This window comes from Variovorax paradoxus, from assembly GCF_902712855.1.
In the GTDB taxonomy this organism is placed as follows: Bacteria; Pseudomonadota; Gammaproteobacteria; order Burkholderiales; family Burkholderiaceae_C; genus Variovorax; species Variovorax paradoxus_Q.
Window position 1 is genome coordinate 871434 of the sequence record NZ_LR743508.1, and the last position, 17082, is coordinate 888515.

Annotated in this window: 9 protein-coding genes and 5 pseudogenes; all 14 read left to right on the top strand. The window is 66.9% G+C overall.

Annotated features, from left to right (window positions below; translation table 11 throughout):
- Window positions 1-3: 3 nt before the first annotated feature.
- The 14 genes and pseudogenes from AACL56_RS30645 (at window position 4) to flgK (ending at window position 17035) form a co-directional block, all read left to right on the top strand.
- Window positions 4-285, top strand: coding sequence for a hypothetical protein (locus AACL56_RS30645; protein ID WP_339093878.1), 282 nt, complete (start codon window positions 4-6; stop codon window positions 283-285).
- 11 nt (window positions 286-296) lie between these two features.
- Window positions 297-2036, top strand: coding sequence for a methyl-accepting chemotaxis protein (locus AACL56_RS30650; protein WP_339093880.1), 1740 nt, complete (start codon window positions 297-299; stop codon window positions 2034-2036).
- A 104-nt stretch (window positions 2037-2140) separates the two neighbouring features.
- Window positions 2141-4192, top strand: a complete 2052-nt coding sequence (locus AACL56_RS30655) for a methyl-accepting chemotaxis protein (RefSeq protein ID WP_339093882.1) — start codon at window positions 2141-2143, stop codon at window positions 4190-4192.
- A gap of 54 nt (window positions 4193-4246) precedes the next feature.
- On the top strand, window positions 4247-5806 hold the full coding sequence (locus AACL56_RS30660) for a methyl-accepting chemotaxis protein (RefSeq protein WP_425337097.1): 1560 nt from the start codon (window positions 4247-4249) through the stop codon (window positions 5804-5806).
- A 54-nt stretch (window positions 5807-5860) separates the two neighbouring features.
- Window positions 5861-7455, top strand: a pseudogene (locus AACL56_RS30665) (methyl-accepting chemotaxis protein).
- 19 nt (window positions 7456-7474) lie between these two features.
- Window positions 7475-9079: pseudogene (locus AACL56_RS30670) on the top strand (methyl-accepting chemotaxis protein); the annotation flags it as partial.
- A 48-nt stretch (window positions 9080-9127) separates the two neighbouring features.
- Window positions 9128-9645 (top strand): annotated as a pseudogene (locus AACL56_RS30675) (chemotaxis protein CheW).
- 70 nt (window positions 9646-9715) lie between these two features.
- Window positions 9716-11383 (top strand): annotated as a pseudogene (locus tag AACL56_RS34375) (methyl-accepting chemotaxis protein).
- A 302-nt stretch (window positions 11384-11685) separates the two neighbouring features.
- A complete protein-coding gene (locus AACL56_RS30690; protein ID WP_339093890.1) occupies window positions 11686-11955 on the top strand; it encodes an MCP four helix bundle domain-containing protein in 270 nt (89 codons plus the stop codon).
- A gap of 110 nt (window positions 11956-12065) precedes the next feature.
- Entirely contained in the window at window positions 12066-12197 is a 132-nt protein-coding gene (locus AACL56_RS30695; RefSeq protein ID WP_339093892.1) for a HAMP domain-containing protein, read from the top strand.
- Between the two features lie 4 nt (window positions 12198-12201).
- Complete coding sequence (locus AACL56_RS30700) at window positions 12202-12357, top strand: hypothetical protein (protein ID WP_339093894.1); 156 nt, start codon at window positions 12202-12204, stop codon at window positions 12355-12357.
- Window positions 12358-12567: 210 nt separating this feature from the next.
- Window positions 12568-13155, top strand: a pseudogene (locus AACL56_RS30705) (methyl-accepting chemotaxis protein).
- 100 nt (window positions 13156-13255) lie between these two features.
- The gene (locus AACL56_RS30710) at window positions 13256-14983 is read left to right on the top strand and encodes a methyl-accepting chemotaxis protein (protein WP_339093896.1); all 1728 of its coding nucleotides are present in this window, start codon (window positions 13256-13258) and stop codon (window positions 14981-14983) included.
- Window positions 14984-15070: 87 nt separating this feature from the next.
- Entirely contained in the window at window positions 15071-17035 is a 1965-nt protein-coding gene (gene flgK, locus AACL56_RS30715) for a flagellar hook-associated protein FlgK (RefSeq protein ID WP_339093898.1), read from the top strand.
- Window positions 17036-17082 lie beyond the last annotated feature (47 nt).

Consider the following 17082-nt stretch of genomic DNA (forward strand, 5'->3'; position numbering starts at 1 on the left):
ACCGTGCGCACCCGTCTGAGTCCCAAGCGCGCCCTTCGGCTGGGCGTCGGCTTCTCCATCCTGATGTTCCTGCTGGCCGGTGCGCTGAGCATCGGCTTCAAGGCCGGGGCCGGCTACGAATGGGCGCACCGCGCCGTGCTCGCGGTGGGCGTGCTCGCGCTGTTCGCGGGCGTCTTCGTCGCCTGGTGCATCACGCGTTCGCTGGCACGTTCCGCGCGCGACGCCGACCTCATCTCGCAACGGCTGGACCGCCTGTTCAAGAACTCCAAAGCAATCGACTCCTGACTCGACTCTTCATGAAATCACTTCTCAACCTCAAGATCGGTACCCGCCTCGGCGCGGGTTTTGCTGCCGTCCTCCTGCTGCTCGCCGGCGTGGTCGGCCTCGGTGTCAATGCCTTGGGCGACATCCAGTCCAGGCTCGACGGCATCGTCAACGGCAACAACGTGAAGGTGACGTCCGTCAATACGATGGCCGACGCGATCCGCGACATCGCGATCCTGGACGGCAACCTCATCCTGTTGAGCGACGAGGCTGCGATGCGCGAACAGAGCCAGAAGATCGTCAACGCGCGCGAGCGCTACACCGAAGGCCGCGCGGCGCTGGCCAAGCTGCTGGCGACGCCGACCGGCAAGGCGCTGCTCGCGCGCATCGACGAGAAGGTGGCAGTGCTGGTGCCGCTGAACACGCAGCTGTCGGACTTCGCGCTGAAGAACCAGAACGACGAAGCGACGATGCTCTTCATCACCAAGTTCCAGCCGGCCGTGCAGGCCGTGCTCGCCGAACTCGATGCGATGGACGCCCACGAGAGCAAGCTTTCGCGCGCCGCCAACGAGCAGGCCGGCGCGGCCTATGCCATGGCGCGCAACCTGATGCTGGGCCTCGGCGGCGTCGCGATCCTGCTGGGCGCAGCCATCGCGTGGTTCATCACGCGCACCATCACCCGCCCGATCGGCGAGGCCGTGGAAGTGGCCGAAAAGGTTGCGGCAGGCGACATCAGCTCGCGCATCGAAGTGCATTCGCACGACGAGACCGGGCGGCTGATGTCCGCGCTCAAGGCCATGAACGAGAGCCTGGTGCGCATCGTGCGCGAAGTTCGCACGGGCACGGACACCATTGCCACCGCGTCCAGCCAGATTGCCTCGGGCAACCAGGACCTGTCGTCGCGCACGGAGGAGCAGGCCAGCTCGCTGGAGCAGACCGCCGCCTCGATGGAAGAACTCACCAGCACGGTGAAGCAGAACGCCGACAACGCGCGCCAGGCCAACCAGCTGGCCGTGTCGGCATCAGAAGTGGCCGTGCGCGGGGGCAGCGTGGTCAGCCAGGTGGTCGACACGATGGGTTCGATCGACGCGTCGTCCAAGAAGATCGTGGACATCATCGGCGTGATCGACGGCATTGCGTTCCAGACCAACATCCTCGCGCTGAACGCGGCTGTGGAAGCCGCACGCGCAGGTGAGCAGGGCCGCGGCTTTGCAGTGGTGGCTTCGGAAGTGCGCAGCCTGGCACAACGTTCGGCCGCAGCCGCCAAGGAAATCAAGACGCTGATCGGCGACTCCGTCGAGAAGGTCGAGGCCGGCAGCAAGCAGGTGGAAGAGGCCGGCCGGACCATGGAAGAGATCGTGGGCAGCGTGCGCCGCGTGACCGACATCATGGGCGAGATCACCGCGGCGAGCCAGGAACAGACCTCGGGCATCGAACAGGTGAACCAGGCGATCTCGCAGATGGACCAGGTCACGCAACAGAACGCGGCGCTGGTGGAAGAAGCCTCGGCCGCCGCCCAATCGCTGCAGGAACAGGCCGGCGGCCTCGTGCAGGCGGTGAGCATCTTCAAGCTCGGCGATCACGAAGTGACGGTTCCCTCGCGCCCCGGCTTCACGCGCATCACACCGATCCGCCCGGTGCCACCGGTCACTCGCCACACCAAGCCCGCGCTCAAGCGTCCGGCCCCGGCCCTTGCCGTCCGCCGCACGGCCTCGCCGGCGCCGCAACTGGCCATGGCCGGGGACGGCAAGGGCGACTGGACGGAGTTCTAGGAAAAAAGCACTCAAGTCTGGCGATCGGATGCCGATACAGGGTCACGGCAATGCCGCGGCGCGCTGCCGCGGAGGGACCGTTTTCCTGAACTGAAAGAAGATCGATGAGTTTCGAAAGACCCCGCGTGCAGCCACGCCACGCATCCCCGCCTGCCTTCGTGTCGCTCGCGCGCACGCTGAGCGTGCGGGCCGGCGTGGCGATCCTGGGGGTCACGGCATCGATCCTGTGCGTGTTCTACGCACTCGCGTCGCACCAGCAGCAGCGCGGCGCCGCCCAGTACGCAAATGCGAAGGCCGAGGCCATCGCGCGCTCGCTCGACATCTTCGACCAGACGATGCAGCTCAATGCCGGCAACGCCTTCGGCGTGTTCCGGCGCCAGTTCGCCGACACGCTCGTGCTCGACGCCGCCGGCGGCGGCACGCTGTCGAGCAACGGCACGCCCATCGATGCCGGCTCGACCCTCGAGGTCGACCGCTTCGCGAGCGACTTTCCCGGCGCCAATGCCACCGTGTTCGTGGCGCAGGGCGAGGACTTCCGCCGCATTACCACCTCGGTGAAGAAGGAGAACGGCGAGCGCGCCGTCGGCACGCTGCTCGACCGCAAGAGCGCGGCGTATCCGCTGCTGCGAGAAGGCAAGCGCTTCGTGGGCCGCGTGACGCTGTTCGGGCGTCCCTACATCACCGTCTACGAGCCGGTGCGCGACGCGGCCGGCCGCGTGGTGGCGGTGCTCTACATCGGGATGGACATCTCGCAGCAGCAGGCCTCGTTCGCCGATGCGGTGGCGCGCACGCGTCTCTACAGCCATGGCGGGCTCTACATCGTCAACCCCGCCGGCACCGAAGCGGTGCTGGTGTTCCATCCCACCGCGGCGGGCAAACCGTTGGCCGAGGTGATGCAGGGCGATGCCGGAACATGGCTCGGACGCCTCAAGGCCGACGATGCCTTCTGGATCGACGACGCACCCGCCGTGCTGGTGCCGGCCGCGCCGGGCGGGCACCACGCGTCCGTGGCGCGCAGCGAGACCACCGGCTGGCTGGTGGTGGCCGAAGTGCCAGCCGCCGAAGTGCTCGCCGGCCTGCGCCGGCAACTGGCGTGGCTGGGCGGGTGCATCGTGCTGGCCGCGGTGCTGCTTGGCGTGGGCCTGGTGGCATTCATCCGCCGCACGGTACGGCCGATCGGCGTGCTGAGCGAGCATGTCGAGGCCATCGGCGGGGGCGACCTCTCTGGCCGGCTGGCCTCCGAGCGCCGCGACGAGATCGGCGTCATCACCCGTTCGGTGGAGACCATGCGCGACAGCCTGGTGCGCATCGTGCGCGAGGTGCGCACGGGCACGGACACCATCGCCACCGCCTCGGGGCAGATTGCCTCGGGCAACCAAGACCTGTCGTCGCGCACCGAGCAGCAGGCCAGCTCGCTGGAGGAAACCGCGGCTTCGATGGAGGAGCTGACCAGCACCGTGAAGCAGAACGCCGACAACGCGCGGCAGGCCAACCAGCTGGCGCTGCTGGCATCCGATGTCGCCTCGAAGGGCGGGAGCGCGGTGTCGCAGGTGGTCGGCACGATGGGCTCCATCGACGCGTCGTCCAAGAAGATCGTGGACATCATCGGCGTGATCGACGGCATCGCGTTCCAGACCAACATCCTGGCGCTGAACGCGGCGGTGGAAGCGGCACGCGCCGGCGAACAGGGCCGCGGCTTCGCGGTCGTGGCGTCGGAAGTGCGCAACCTCGCGCAACGTTCGGCTGCAGCGGCCAAGGAGATCAAGACGTTGATCGGCGACTCGGTCGAGAAGGTCGAGGCCGGAAGCCGTCAGGTCGCGGAAGCCGGCCGCACGATGGAAGAGATCGTGGGCAGCGTGAAACGCGTGACCGACATCATGGGCGAGATCAGCAGCGCGAGCCAGGAGCAGACCTCCGGCATCGAGCAGATCAACCAGGCGATCACGCAGATGGACCAGGTGACGCAGCAGAACGCGGCGCTGGTGGAAGAAGCCTCGGCCGCTGCCCAGTCGCTGCAGGAACAGGCCGGCAGCCTCGTGGATGCGGTGCGCGTCTTCAGGCTGGACGACGGCCGACGCGACGCCGTTTCGCCGGCCGGTTCTCATTTTGAGAATAAAGGCCTCAAGTCTGGCGTTCCGATGCCGATAACAGGATGACGGCATTGCCGCGGTGGCCTGTCGCCTTGTGATGGAAGGAATGGAGCAGTGAGCTTGAAAGATTTGAAGATCGGCACTCGGCTGGGCCTCGGCTTCACGGCGATGCTTCTGCTGATGGCATTCATCGCCGGCATCGGCGTGCTGCGCCTGACCAGCGTGGGCCAGGCCACCGACGAGATGGTGTCGCAGGCGCTCGTGAAGGAGCGCCTGGCTGCCGAATGGCTCACCAACCTGAAATCGAACACCGTCGCCAACTACGCCATGGTGAAGACCACCGACGCGCAGGTGGCGGCTTATTTCTCGAAGGTGCAGGCCGCGGGCTCCGCGCGCATCAGCCCTGCGCAGAAGAAGCTCGAGGCGATGCTGGAGACGCCCGAGGAGAAGGATCTCTATGCCAAGGTCGCGTCCTCGCGCGCCGTCGTGCTCGAGACCGTGGGCGTGCTCAACAAGCTCAAGGACAGCGGGCAGCTGGCAGAGGCCAACACGCTGGTCGACACGAAGTTCTCGGACGCACTGGCGCTGTACGGCGGCGCGGTCGAGGCGCTGGCCAACCACGAGCGCGAGAAGATCGACGCCGCGGCCAAGGGCATCGATGCCGGCTACACGAGCGGCCGCAGCATGCTGCTCGTGCTGGCCGCCGTTGCACTGGTGGTAGGCGCCTTGCTCGCATGGCGCCTGACGCGCGGCATCGTGCGCCCGCTGGGACATGCGCTGGAGGTGGCCGAGACCGTGGCCGCCGGCGACCTGAGTGCCCACATCGTGGTGGAAAGCCGCGACGAGGCGGGCCAGTTGATGCATGCGCTGCGCGAGATGAACGCCAGCCTGGCCAAGGTGGTCGGTGAAGTGCGCATGGGCACCGACACCATCGCCACCGCATCGAGCCAGATCGCCTCGGGCAACCAGGATCTCTCGTCGCGCACGGAGCAGCAGGCCAGTTCGCTGGAGCAGACCGCCGCGTCGATGGAAGAACTCACCAGCACGGTGAAGCAGAACGCCGACAACGCGCGGCAGGCCAACCAGCTGGCGGTGTCGGCATCGGAAGTGGCAGTGCGCGGGGGCAGCGTGGTCAGCCAGGTGGTGGACACGATGGGCTCGATCAACGCGTCGTCCAAGAAGATCGTGGACATCATCGGCGTGATCGACGGCATCGCGTTCCAGACCAACATCCTGGCGCTGAACGCGGCCGTGGAAGCGGCACGCGCCGGTGAACAAGGCAAGGGCTTCGCCGTGGTCGCCTCCGAGGTGCGCAACCTCGCGCAGCGCTCGGCCTCGGCGGCCAAGGAAATCAAGACGCTGATCGGCGATTCCGTCGAGAAGGTCGAGGAGGGCAGCAAGCAGGTCGAGGAAGCCGGCCGCACGATGGAGGAGATCGTGGGCAGCGTGAAGCGCGTGACCGACATCATGGGCGAGATCACGGCAGCGAGCCAGGAGCAGACCTCGGGCATCGAACAGATCAACCAGGCCATCACACAGATGGACCAGGCCACCCAGCAGAACGCGGCACTGGTGGAGGAGGCCTCGGCCGCCGCCCAGTCGCTGCAGGAGCAGGCCGGCAGCCTGTCGCAGGTCGTCGGCGTGTTCCGGCTGGAACGCGGCGCTGCGGCGCAAGCCTAGGCGCATCGACAAGCGCTGTCGCACATCCCAGAAAACCAACCAGAAAGAAGAAGAATGCAGTGGTTCCAGAGTCTTCGCGTGACCGTTCGATTGATCCTCGGATTTCTCGTGGTCGCAGCCATCGGCGCGGCGGTCAGCGCGCTTTCCATTTATCACATGGGTCGCATCAGCGAATCGACCGAGCGGCTCTATTCGAACGAGCTGCGCGCGCTGCAGGCCGTGCAGGAAGCCAACATCCACCTGTTGTACGCCAGCCGTGCGCAGGTCACGCTGCTGTCGGCCGGCACGCGCGGCGAGCGCAACGCGGGCGCCAACGAGCTCAAGGCCTCGATGGAGAACCTGGCGTCGCGCGGTTCGGAGGTCAAGTCCTTCTTCAGCGAGACCGAGGACGGCAAGAAGCTCCATGACCAGTACGAGGCGCTCGTCGCGCCGCTGCAGAAGAGCATGGCCGACTTCGTCACGCTGGTGAACAAGCAGCCGCTGGACAGCTCGCAGTTCGAGAACCAGGTGAGCGAGGACAGCACCCGCCTGCTGAAGGAATCGCGCGCGCTCGAGGACGTGCTCAAGGCCATGGTGGCGCACAGCAAGGAACTCGCGCGCGGCAGCGCGGAGCACGCCGAAGAAACCTACCAGACCTCGCGCCTGATGATGGTGGTGCTGGCACTGGCCGGCATCCTGGTGAGCGTCGGTCTGGGCGTGTTCATCGCGCGCATGCTGGGCAAGCAACTCGGCGGCGAGCCTTCGTATGCGGCCGATGTGGTCGGACGCATCGCGAACGGCGACCTGTCGCTGGCCGTGCAGGCCGATGCCGCGCAGGACGGCAGCCTGCTGCATTCGATCAAGCAGATGCAGGCGCAACTCACCGGCATCGTCGCGAAGATCAAGGATTCGAGCGAGACCATTGCCACCGCGTCGGGACAGATCGCGGCGGGCAACCAGGACCTGTCTTCGCGCACCGAAGAGCAGGCCAGCTCGCTGGAAGAGACGGCTGCCTCGATGGAAGAGCTGACCTCGACCGTGAAGCAGAACGCGGACAACGCACGCCAGGCGAACCAGCTGGCGGTGTCGGCATCGGAAGTGGCCGTCAAGGGCGGCACGGTGGTGAGCCAGGTGGTGGACACGATGGGCTCGATCAACGCGTCGTCCAAGAAGATCGTGGACATCATCGGCGTGATCGACGGCATCGCGTTCCAGACCAACATCCTGGCGCTGAACGCGGCGGTGGAAGCGGCGCGTGCGGGTGAACAGGGCCGCGGCTTCGCGGTCGTGGCGTCGGAAGTGCGCAGCCTGGCACAGCGCTCGGCGGCCGCCGCCAAGGAGATCAAGACGCTGATCGGCGACTCGGTCGAGAAGGTCGAGGAGGGCAGCAAGCAGGTGGAAGAAGCGGGCCGCACGATGGAGGAGATCGTGGGCAGCGTGAAGCGCGTGACGGACATCATGGGCGAGATCACGGCAGCGAGCCAGGAGCAGACGTCGGGGATCGAGCAGATCAACCAGGCGATCACGCAGATGGACCAGGTGACGCAGCAGAACGCGGCGCTGGTGGAAGCTAGGCCTCGGCCGCTGCCCAGTCGCTGCAGGAGCAGGCCGGCAGCCTGTCCGAAGTCGTCGGTTCCGCCCGGCGATCCTCCAGCTTGCCCCTGAACTGAAAGAGAAACAACCCAGACCATGCGCGTCAACCTGCTCCATCACCGGCGTCGAATACGAACTCGCCCGCCGCCGCCCTCGTGTCCCGCACGGACCTCAAGGGCCGCATCACCTACGTCAACCCGGCTTTCAGGGAAGCCAGCGGTTTCGACGCCGCCGAGCTCATGGGCAAGGCGCACAACATCGTGCGTCACCCGGACGTGCCGGCCGAGGCCTTCGCCGACCTGTGGGAGACGTGCTGGCCCAGGCCTGCCGTGGACGGGCCTGATCAAGAACCGGCGCAAGAGCGGCGACTTCATTGCCGGCCAACGTGACGCCGATCCGCCGCAACGGCCGGGCAGGGCTACATGTCGGTGCGCAGCTGGCCCGACCGCGCAGCGGTGCAGCAGGCCGACACGCTGTATGCGCAGCGCATCCGCGAGGGCCGCGCCAAGGATGTCTCGTCGTGCAGGCGAGGTGGCTCCCGCGCGGCTGGTCGAGCTGGGCTGGCGCGGCTGGCGCCGCATCCACGTGCGCCGCCGCGTGTTCGGCGCCACGGCCGTGGCGGCCTCTCGCCTCGCTGGCGTTCGGCGCCGCGGGATGGCTCGAGGCATCGCGCCTTGCCGCATCGAACGGCGCGCACAGCTGGCTGCCCGCCGCGTTCGCATTCGGCGGCGTGGCCTCCGCGCCTGCATGGCTGGGCTTCGGGTCAGTTCCTCGGCCGCACGGTGTTCCGTCCGCTCGACGAGGCGGTGCATCGTCAGCGCCATCGCCGGTGGCACCTGGCGCGCTTCGAGGTGCGGCCCGGCGACGAGATCACCGGCTCTGTTGCGCGCGCTGAACCAGATGAGCGCCAACCTGTTCGCCATCGTCGCGGACGTGGGCGAGAACGTAGCGGGCGTGATGTCGGCCTCGAGCCAGATCGCCTCGGGCAACGAAGACCTGTCGTCGCGCACCGAGCAGCAGGCCAGTTCGCTCGAGGAAACGGCGGCGTCGATGGAAGAGCTCACCAGCACCGTGAAGCAGAACGCCGACAACGCGCGCCAGGCCAACCAGCTGGCCGTGTCGGCCTCGGCCGTGGCGGTGAAGGGCGGCAGCGTGGTCTCGCAGGTGGTCGACACCATGGGCTCGATCAATGCGTCGTCCAAGAAGATCGTGGACATCATCGGCGTGATCGACGGCATCGCGTTCCAGACCAACATCCTGGCGCTGAACGCGGCCGTGGAAGCGGCACGCGCCGGTGAACAAGGCAAGGGCTTCGCCGTGGTCGCCTCCGAGGTGCGCAACCTCGCGCAGCGATCGGCCTCGGCGGCCAAGGAAATCAAGACGCTGATCGGCGACTCGGTCGAGAAGGTCGAGGCAGGCAGCAAGCAGGTGGAAGAGGCCGGCCGGACCATGGAAGAGATCGTGGGCAGCGTGCGCCGCGTGACCGACATCATGGGCGAGATCACCACGGCGAGCCAGGAACAGACCTCGGGGATCGAGCAGATCAACCAGGCCATCTCGCAGATGGACCAGGTGACGCAGCAGAACGCCGCGCTCGTCGAGGAAGCCTCGGCCACCGCACAGCTGCTGCAGGAGCAGGCCGACGGCCTGGTGAAGGCCGTGCGGGTGTTCCGCGCGGAGGCCGTAGCCGAGACCGCCTGACCATCGAACTCAGACAACGCACATCAGATTCAAACCGGAGAAAAACCCATGCTCAACAAGGCCAAAGACCCATTGAACCAAGCCGCCTCGGCGCCGTCCGCGGCCGGCCTCGCCAACCGCCTGGAGGTCGTGACCTTCAAGCTGGGCGAGGAGGAATACGGCATCGACATCCAGAAGGTGCAGGAGCTGCGCGGGTACGACGCGGTGACGCGGATCGCGAATGCGCCGGACTACATCAAGGGCGTGGTGAACCTGCGGGGGATCATCGTTCCGATCATCGACATGCGCATCAAGTTCAAGCTGGGCGACCCGACGTACGACCAGTTCACGGTGGTGATCGTGCTGAACATCGCAGGCCGGGTGGTGGATGGTGGTGACAGCGTGTCGGACGTGATCACGCTGACGGCGGAGCAGATCAAGCCTGCGCCGGAGATGGGGTCGGTGCTGGACGCGGACTACCTGATCGGAAATCTGGCACGCTGGAAGAGCGGATGTTGATCCTGGTGGACATCGACCGACTCATGTCCAGCGAAGAGATGGGCCTGGTCGAAGCGGCTGTCGCATGACCGCGCCCGCCTGAACATCCTCGAGGCCTCGGCGAACTTCCTGTCCAACCTCCGCATCGGCACCCGCCTGATGCTGGCCTTCGCCGTCGTGCTGGGCCTGACCGTGATCTCGACCGCCATCGCCCTGGCATCTCGCGCAGTAATGCCGAGGCCACCCGGTTGATGATGCAGAGCCTGCCTCAAGAAAGAGCGGCTCATCTCCGACTGGTATGCAAAGGATCTACGCGGCCATCGCGCGCACGTCGATGATCGCGCGCACCACCGACGAGACGCCCCCGTGACCTTTCGCCGACGTCATCTCCGACAGCGTGAAGAAGGGCAGCGAGACCATGGCGAAGGTGCAAGGAGCCGCCGCTGTTCACCGACGAGGAAAAGTCGACCTACAAGTCGATCGGCAGTCGAGCTGCGCGCCGGGTACCAGGCGGCGAAGGACGAGGTGGGCAAGGTTAAGGCCAGCAACGCGGTGGCCACCGCGCGCGCCTCTGGGCGAACTGTCTGCTGGCCGCCAAGGCCTACGAGACCCGTGCTCGACCTGTTGTCGATCGAGCGCCGCGACATCGATCGCATGAGCCAGGAGATCGACGCGGCGAATGCACGCAGCTTCAACCTGCAACTGCTGCTGACGATCCTCACCGTGGTGAGCGGCGGCATCTCGCCTTCTTCATCGCGCGCAGCATCGTGCGCTGCTGGCGCAGGCCGTGGAAGCGGCCGAGACGGTGGGCCTCCGGCGACCTGAGCACGGACATTCGCGTGGAAAGCCGCGACGAGGCGGGCCAGCTGATGCAGGCGCTGCGCGAGATGAACGCGAGCCTGGCGAAGGTGGTGGGCGAAGTGTACTGGCACCGAGACGATCGCCACCGCCGGGGCAGATCGCCCGGGCAACCAGGATCTCTTCGCGCACCGAGCAGCAGGCCAGCTCGCTGGAAGAAACCGCCGCTTCGATGGAAGAGCTGACTCCCGACCGTGAAGCAGAACGCAGACAACGCACGCCAGGCGAAATCCAGCTGGCGGTGTCGGCATCGGAAGTGGCCGTCAAGCGGCGGCACGGTGGTGAGCCAGGTGGTGGACACGATGGCTCGACCAAACGTCGTCCAAGAAGATCGTGGATATCATCGGCGTGGAATGACGGCATTACGTTCCAGACCAACATCCTGGCGCTGAACGCGGCTGTACGGCGCGTGCCGGTGGCTCAGGCCGCGGCTTTCGCCGTGGTGGCCTTCGGAAGTCCGGAAGCCTCGCGCAACGCCCGGCGGCCGCCGCTGGCGAAATCAAGACGCTGATCGGCGACTCGGTCGAGAAGGTCGAAGCAGGGCAAGCAGGTGGAGATAGCGGGCCGCACGATGGAGGAGATCGTGGGCAGCGTGAAGGCGCGTGACGGACATCATGGGCGATCACGGCAGCGAGCCAGAGCAGACGTCGGGGATCGAGCAGATCAACCAGGCGATCGCAGATGGACCAGGTGACGCAGCAGAACGCGGCACTGGTGGCAGGCCTCGCCGCCGCCCAGTCGCTGCAGGAGCAGGCTGGCACGCTGGTGCAGGCCGGAGCATTTTCAAGCTGGCCCGCACGCCCAGGCGCCCGCGCGCCTGCAGGTGGCGGTGCATCCTGCGCATCCGCGCAGCTGCCGTCGAAGGCGCGGGCCAGGGCGCGCCCTCCTTCAGGCACCAGCCGCCAGCCTGGCCGCGCCCCAGCTCAGCTGGCCGCATCGGGCGGCAGCGACGACTGGACCGAATTCTGAGCTTCCGCGGAAAAACACACCAACTGGCTACCCGGGGTCCGCGGCCCCACGAAGGAAAATCATCAAAGCGTTCTACAACCTCAAAATCGCGACCAAGCTTCTTGTGTCGTTCATCGCAGTGCTCGTGTTGACGGTTCGCGTCGCGCCGTGTCGGTGCTGCAACTCGGCAAGGTCCACGACATGTCGTCGGACCTGGCAACCAACTGATGCCGGCCACGCGCCCCTGCTGGAAATGAAGAACCTGGTGGCGCGCTACCGTTCGCAGGAGCTTGCAGCATGGTTCTGCTGGCCTGTACGAGGAGATGGGCACCTACGAAAAGTCGATGGAACAGACCTGGGCCCAGCTGCAGAAGAACAAGGCCGAATACGCCACGCTCATCTCCGAACCCCAGGAACGCGAGATCTTCCCCGAGTTCGAGAAGCTGCTGACGCAGTACGGCGTCGAGCACAACAAGATCATCGCGATCTCGCACGCAGGACGCCGAGCAGGCGACCACGCTGAGCCGCGGCAAGTCGCCGCAGCTCAGCCGCGACATGAACACCGCGCTCGACAAGCCCACCAGCGAACGTGACCGGCGCGGTGCGCGCCGGTGCCACGGCTGACGCGGTGTATTCCGCAGGCACGCCTGTGGGTCGTGGGCCTGCTGGTCGGCGCGGTCGCGCTCGGCCTGGTGCTGGCACTGTGGATCGCACGTTGGTCGCACGCCCGCTGGAAGAGGCCGTGAAGGTGGCGCAGTCGGTCGCGGCAGGCGACCTGACCAGCCGCATCGAGTCGGACACGACCGACGAGACCGGCCGCTGCTCGAGGCCTTGAAGGCATGAACTATACTCGAAGATCAGGCGAAGTTCGCACGGGCACGGACACCATCGCCACCGCGTCCAGCCAGACGCCTGGCAACCAGGACCTGTCTTCGCGCACCGAAGAGCAGGCCAGCTCGCTGGAAGAGACGGCTGCCTCGATGGAGTGGAGCTGACTTCGACCGTGAAGCAGAACGCGGACAACGCACGCCAGGCGAACCAGCTGGCGGTGTCGGCATCGGAAGTGGCCGTCAAGGGCGGCACGGTGGTGAGCCAGGTGGACACGATGGGCTCGATCAACGCGTCGTCCAAGAAGATCGTGGACATCATCGGCGATCGACGGCATTGCGTTCCAGACCAACATCCTGGCGCTGAACGCGGCTGTGGTGCTGGCGCGTGCCGGGTGAACAGGGCCGTGGCTTCGCCGTGGTGGCCTCGGAAGTCCGGGAAGCCTCGCGCAACGTTCGGCGGCCGCCGCCAAGGAGATCAAGACGCTGATCGGCGACTCGGTCGAGAAGGTCGAAGAGGGCAGCAAGCAGGTGGAAGAAGCGGGCCGCACGATGGAGGAGATCGTGGGCAGCGTGAAGCGCGTGACGGACATCATGGGCGAGATCACGGCAGCGAGCCAGGAGCAGACGTCGGGGATCGAGCAGATCAACCAGGCGATCACGCAGATGGACCAGGTGACGCAGCAGAACGCGGCACTGGTGGAAGAAGCCTCGGCCGCCGCCCAGTCGCTGCAGGAGCAGGCCGGCACGCTGGTGCAGTCGGTGAGCATCTTCAAGCTCGACAGCGTCGCCATGGCGCGTCGCGCCAGCTTCACGCGCATCACGCCGATTCCGAAGCCCGCCGCCAAGCCGGCGCCCAAGCGTGCCGCGAAGGCGCTGTCGCCACGGCGCGAGCCGGGCTCGGGCGCTTCGCCCCAGCTCGCGATGGCCAACGGCGACGCGAAGGGCGACTGGACGGAGTTCTAGGGGAAACGAGGGGTCAGCCCCGGCGGGCCCGTGCCGATAACGAAGCGACAACGCCGCATCCCGCGGCGTCTTTCGCTCCAGCTTTGAAAGAAGACATCAAATGAGTTTGAAGAATCTGAAGATCGGCGCCCGCCTGGGCCTTGGCTTTGCGGCCATGCTGCTCCTGATGGCCGTGATCGCCGGCACCGGCCTGATGCGGCTCGCGAACGTGGGCAAGGCCACGGACGAGATGATCGAGCATGCGCTCGTGAAGGAGCGGCTGGCCAACCAGTGGTCGAACCTGCTGGGGCCGACCATCGTGCGTTCGTTCGCGATGGTCAAGGCCACCGAACCCGCCACCGTCGCATACTTCGCGAAGGCGCGCGCCGACAGCTCGGCGCTCATCAACCCGGTGCAGAAGAAGCTCGAGGAGCTGCTGACCACGCCGGAAGAAAAGAAGCTCTATGCCGACGTCGCCGATGCGCGCGCGATCGTGCTGGAGATCATCGAGAAGATCAACAAGCTCAAGGCCGCGGGCCAGAGTGCCGAGGCCAGCGAGATGGCGGACACCAAGTTCGCCGCAGGCCTCACCGTGTATGAAGAAGCCGTCGCCAAGCTCGCCGCGCACCAGCGCGACAAGATCGACGTGCTGTCCAAGGGCATCTCGGCCGACTATGGCGCTGGCCAGGTCACCTTGCTGGCGCTGTCGGCCATTGCGCTCGTGCTGGGCGCGCTGCTTGCCTGGCGCCTGACGCTGGGTATCGTGCGCCCCCTGGGCAACGCCGTCGCGGTCGCCGAGACGGTGGCCTCCGGCGACCTGAGCACGGACATCCGGGTGGAAAGCCGCGACGAGGCGGGCCAGCTGATGCAGGCGCTGCGCGAGATGAACGCGAGCCTGGCGAAGGTGGTGGGCGAAGTGCGCACCGGCACCGAGACGATCGCCACCGCTTCGGGGCAGATCGCCTCGGGCAACCAGGATCTCTCTTCGCGCACCGAGCAGCAGGCCAGCTCGCTGGAAGAAACCGCCGCTTCGATGGAAGAGCTGACTTCGACCGTGAAGCAGAACGCAGACAACGCACGGCAGGCCAACCAGCTGGCGGTGTCGGCATCGGAAGTGGCCGTCAAGGGCGGCACGGTGGTGAGCCAGGTGGTGGACACGATGGGCTCGATCAATGCGTCGTCCAAGAAGATCGTGGACATCATCGGCGTGATCGACGGCATCGCGTTCCAGACCAACATCCTGGCGCTGAACGCGGCGGTGGAAGCGGCACGCGCCGGCGAACAGGGCCGCGGCTTCGCGGTCGTGGCGTCGGAAGTGCGCAGCCTGGCCCAGCGCTCGGCGGCCGCCGCCAAGGAGATCAAGACGCTGATCGGCGACTCGGTCGAGAAGGTCGAGGAGGGCAGCAAGCAGGTGGAAGAAGCGGGCCGCACGATGGAAGAGATCGTGGGCAGCGTGAAGCGCGTGACGGACATCATGGGCGAGATCACGGCAGCGAGCCAGGAGCAGACCTCGGGGATCGAGCAGATCAACCAGGCGATCACGCAGATGGACCAGGTGACGCAGCAGAACGCCGCGCTGGTGGAAGAAGCCTCGGCCGCCGCCCAGTCGCTGCAGGAGCAGGCCGGCAGCCTCGTTCAGGCGGTCAGCGTGTTCAAGCTCGATCAGAACGCCGTCGCCGTGCCGCGCGCCGGTTTCACCCGCATCACGCCGATTCCGAAGCCCGCGCGCCCCGCGCCCAAGCGCCCGGCCGGCGCGCTGCCAGCGCGGCGCGAGCCGGCGCCGCAGCTGGCCATGGCCGCCGGCGGCAAGGCGGACAAGGCAGACCCGGGCGACTGGACCGAATTCTGACCCTCAACATTCGGCCGAAGCGGCCGATATAGAGCATGAGGCATCGAAGAGATGCCACCCCTACACACCATCGACAGGTAAAGCCATATGTCCGGAAGTTTGTTTTTCACGGGTCTGAGCGGCCTCAGCGTGGCTCGCACCGCGCTGATGACCACGGCCCACAACACCGCCAACGTCTATACCGCCGGCTACAGCCGCCAGGTTGCCGAGATCGCCACCGGAAGCGCCGTCTCCAGCGGCTCGGGCTTCATCGGCTCGGGCGCCAACGTGACCACCATCTCGCGCAGCTACGACCGCTACCTGACGGCACAGCTGTCCAGCGCGCAGTCGACCTCCGCCGCGCTCGCGACCAACAGCACCCAGATCAACCGCATCGACACGCTGCTGGCCGACAAGACCTCGGGCATCGCTCCGCTGATGCAGAGCTTCTTCACCAGCATCCAGGGCGTGGCCAACACGCCTGCCGACCCGGCCGCGCGCCAGCAGATGATCAGCTCGGCGCAGGCGCTGGCCAGCAAGTTCCGCGCGACCGACCAGTACCTGAGCGACCTGAACTCGTCGGTGAACGAGCAGATCGTGGGCAGCGTGGACCAGATCAATGTCTACGCCACCAAGATCGCCAGCCTGAACCAGCAGATCAGCCAGATCAGCGCCATGGCCGGCGGACAGCCGCCGAACGACCTGCTCGACCAGCGCGACCAGCTCGTGAGCGAGCTCAGCCAGGTGGTCGACGTGAAGGTGCTGCAGCAGGACAACGGCAAGTACAACGTGTTCATCGCCACCGGCCAGTCGCTGGTGGTGGGCGACTACGCCTCGCAGATGGAAGCGGTGAACTCCGCCGCCGACCCGTCGCGCAAGGTGGTGGCGCTCAAGGGCTTCAGCGGCAACACCGCCGAGCTGCCCGACGGCGCCATCACCGGCGGCGTGCTGGGCGGCCTGCTGAGCTTCCGCCGCGACACGCTGATCCCGTCGCAGAACGCGATCGGCCGCCTGGCGATCTCGGTGTCCGACGCCGTCAACGCGCAGAGCAAGCTCGGCGTAGATCTGAACGGCGCGCTGGGCAAGGACTTCTTCACCCAGTCGGTGCCGGGCGTCCTGCCCAACGCGAAGAACACCGGCAACCTCGAGCTCAGCGGCACGTTCTCGGACGCCTCGCAACTCACGACCAGCGACTACAACATCAGCGTCACCGACGTGGCGGGCACGCTCACTTATTCGGTCACGCGGCTTTCGGACAAGACGTCGATGGGCAACTTCACCACCTTCCCGATCACCTTCGACGGCGTGACCCTCGCAGCCGCCAGCGGCACGGCGCAAGCCGGCGACTCGTTCCTGGTGCAGCCCACGCGCACCGGCGCCCGCGACCTCAACGTGCTGACGCTCGACCCGGCCAAGGTGGCCGCCGCTTCGCCCGTCATCACCGGCAACACCGCGGGCAACAAGGGCACCGGCGCACTGGGCTCGGCCACCGTGGACGCGAGCTACCCCGGCACGCCGCTGGCCGGCACCGTCACGCTGAGCTACGACGCCGCCACCGGCAGCTTCTCGGGCTTTCCGGCCACCTCGGCCGTGACCGTGACGCTGGCCGACGGCACCAGCACCAACTACCCGGCCGGCACGGCCGTGCCCTACACCGCCGGCGCGAAGATGAGCTTCGACGGCATCACCGTCAGCATGACCGGCGCTCCCGCGCAGGGCGACACCTTCACCATCGGCAAGAACAGCTCGGGCGTGTCCGACGGCAGCAACGCGCTGCTGCTGGGCGCACTGCAGCGCAAGAACACGATGGCCGGCGGCACGGCGACCTTCAACGGCGCCTACTCGCAGCTGGTGAGCGACGTGGGCAACCGGGCCATGGCGGTCAAGGTCGCTGCCACCACGCAGGACAGCGTGACGGGCCAGATCAAGGCCAGCCAGCAGTCGATCTCGGGCGTCAACCAGGACGAGGAAACCGCCAACCTGCTGATGTTCCAGCAGATGTACCAGGCCAATGCCAAGGTGATCCAGACCGCATCGACCATCTTCGACGCGATCCTGGGCATCAGCAACTGAGCGCGGCCGACACCGGCGCCGACAACGTAAAGACACAGGGAAACGCG

Excerpts from the sequence above, each read along its gene's own strand:
- AACL56_RS30650 (WP_339093880.1), top strand. The coding sequence starts at position 297 with ATGAAATCACTTCTCAACCTCAAGATCGGTACCCGCCTCGGCGCGGGT.
- AACL56_RS30655 (WP_339093882.1), top strand. The coding sequence starts at position 2,141 with ATGAGTTTCGAAAGACCCCGCGTGCAGCCACGCCACGCATCCCCGCCT.
- AACL56_RS30690 (WP_339093890.1), top strand. The coding sequence starts at position 11,686 with ATGGGCACCTACGAAAAGTCGATGGAACAGACCTGGGCCCAGCTGCAG.
- AACL56_RS30700 (WP_339093894.1), top strand. The coding sequence starts at position 12,202 with ATGAACTATACTCGAAGATCAGGCGAAGTTCGCACGGGCACGGACACC.
- AACL56_RS30710 (WP_339093896.1), top strand. The coding sequence starts at position 13,256 with ATGAGTTTGAAGAATCTGAAGATCGGCGCCCGCCTGGGCCTTGGCTTT.
- flgK (WP_339093898.1), top strand. The coding sequence starts at position 15,071 with ATGTCCGGAAGTTTGTTTTTCACGGGTCTGAGCGGCCTCAGCGTGGCT.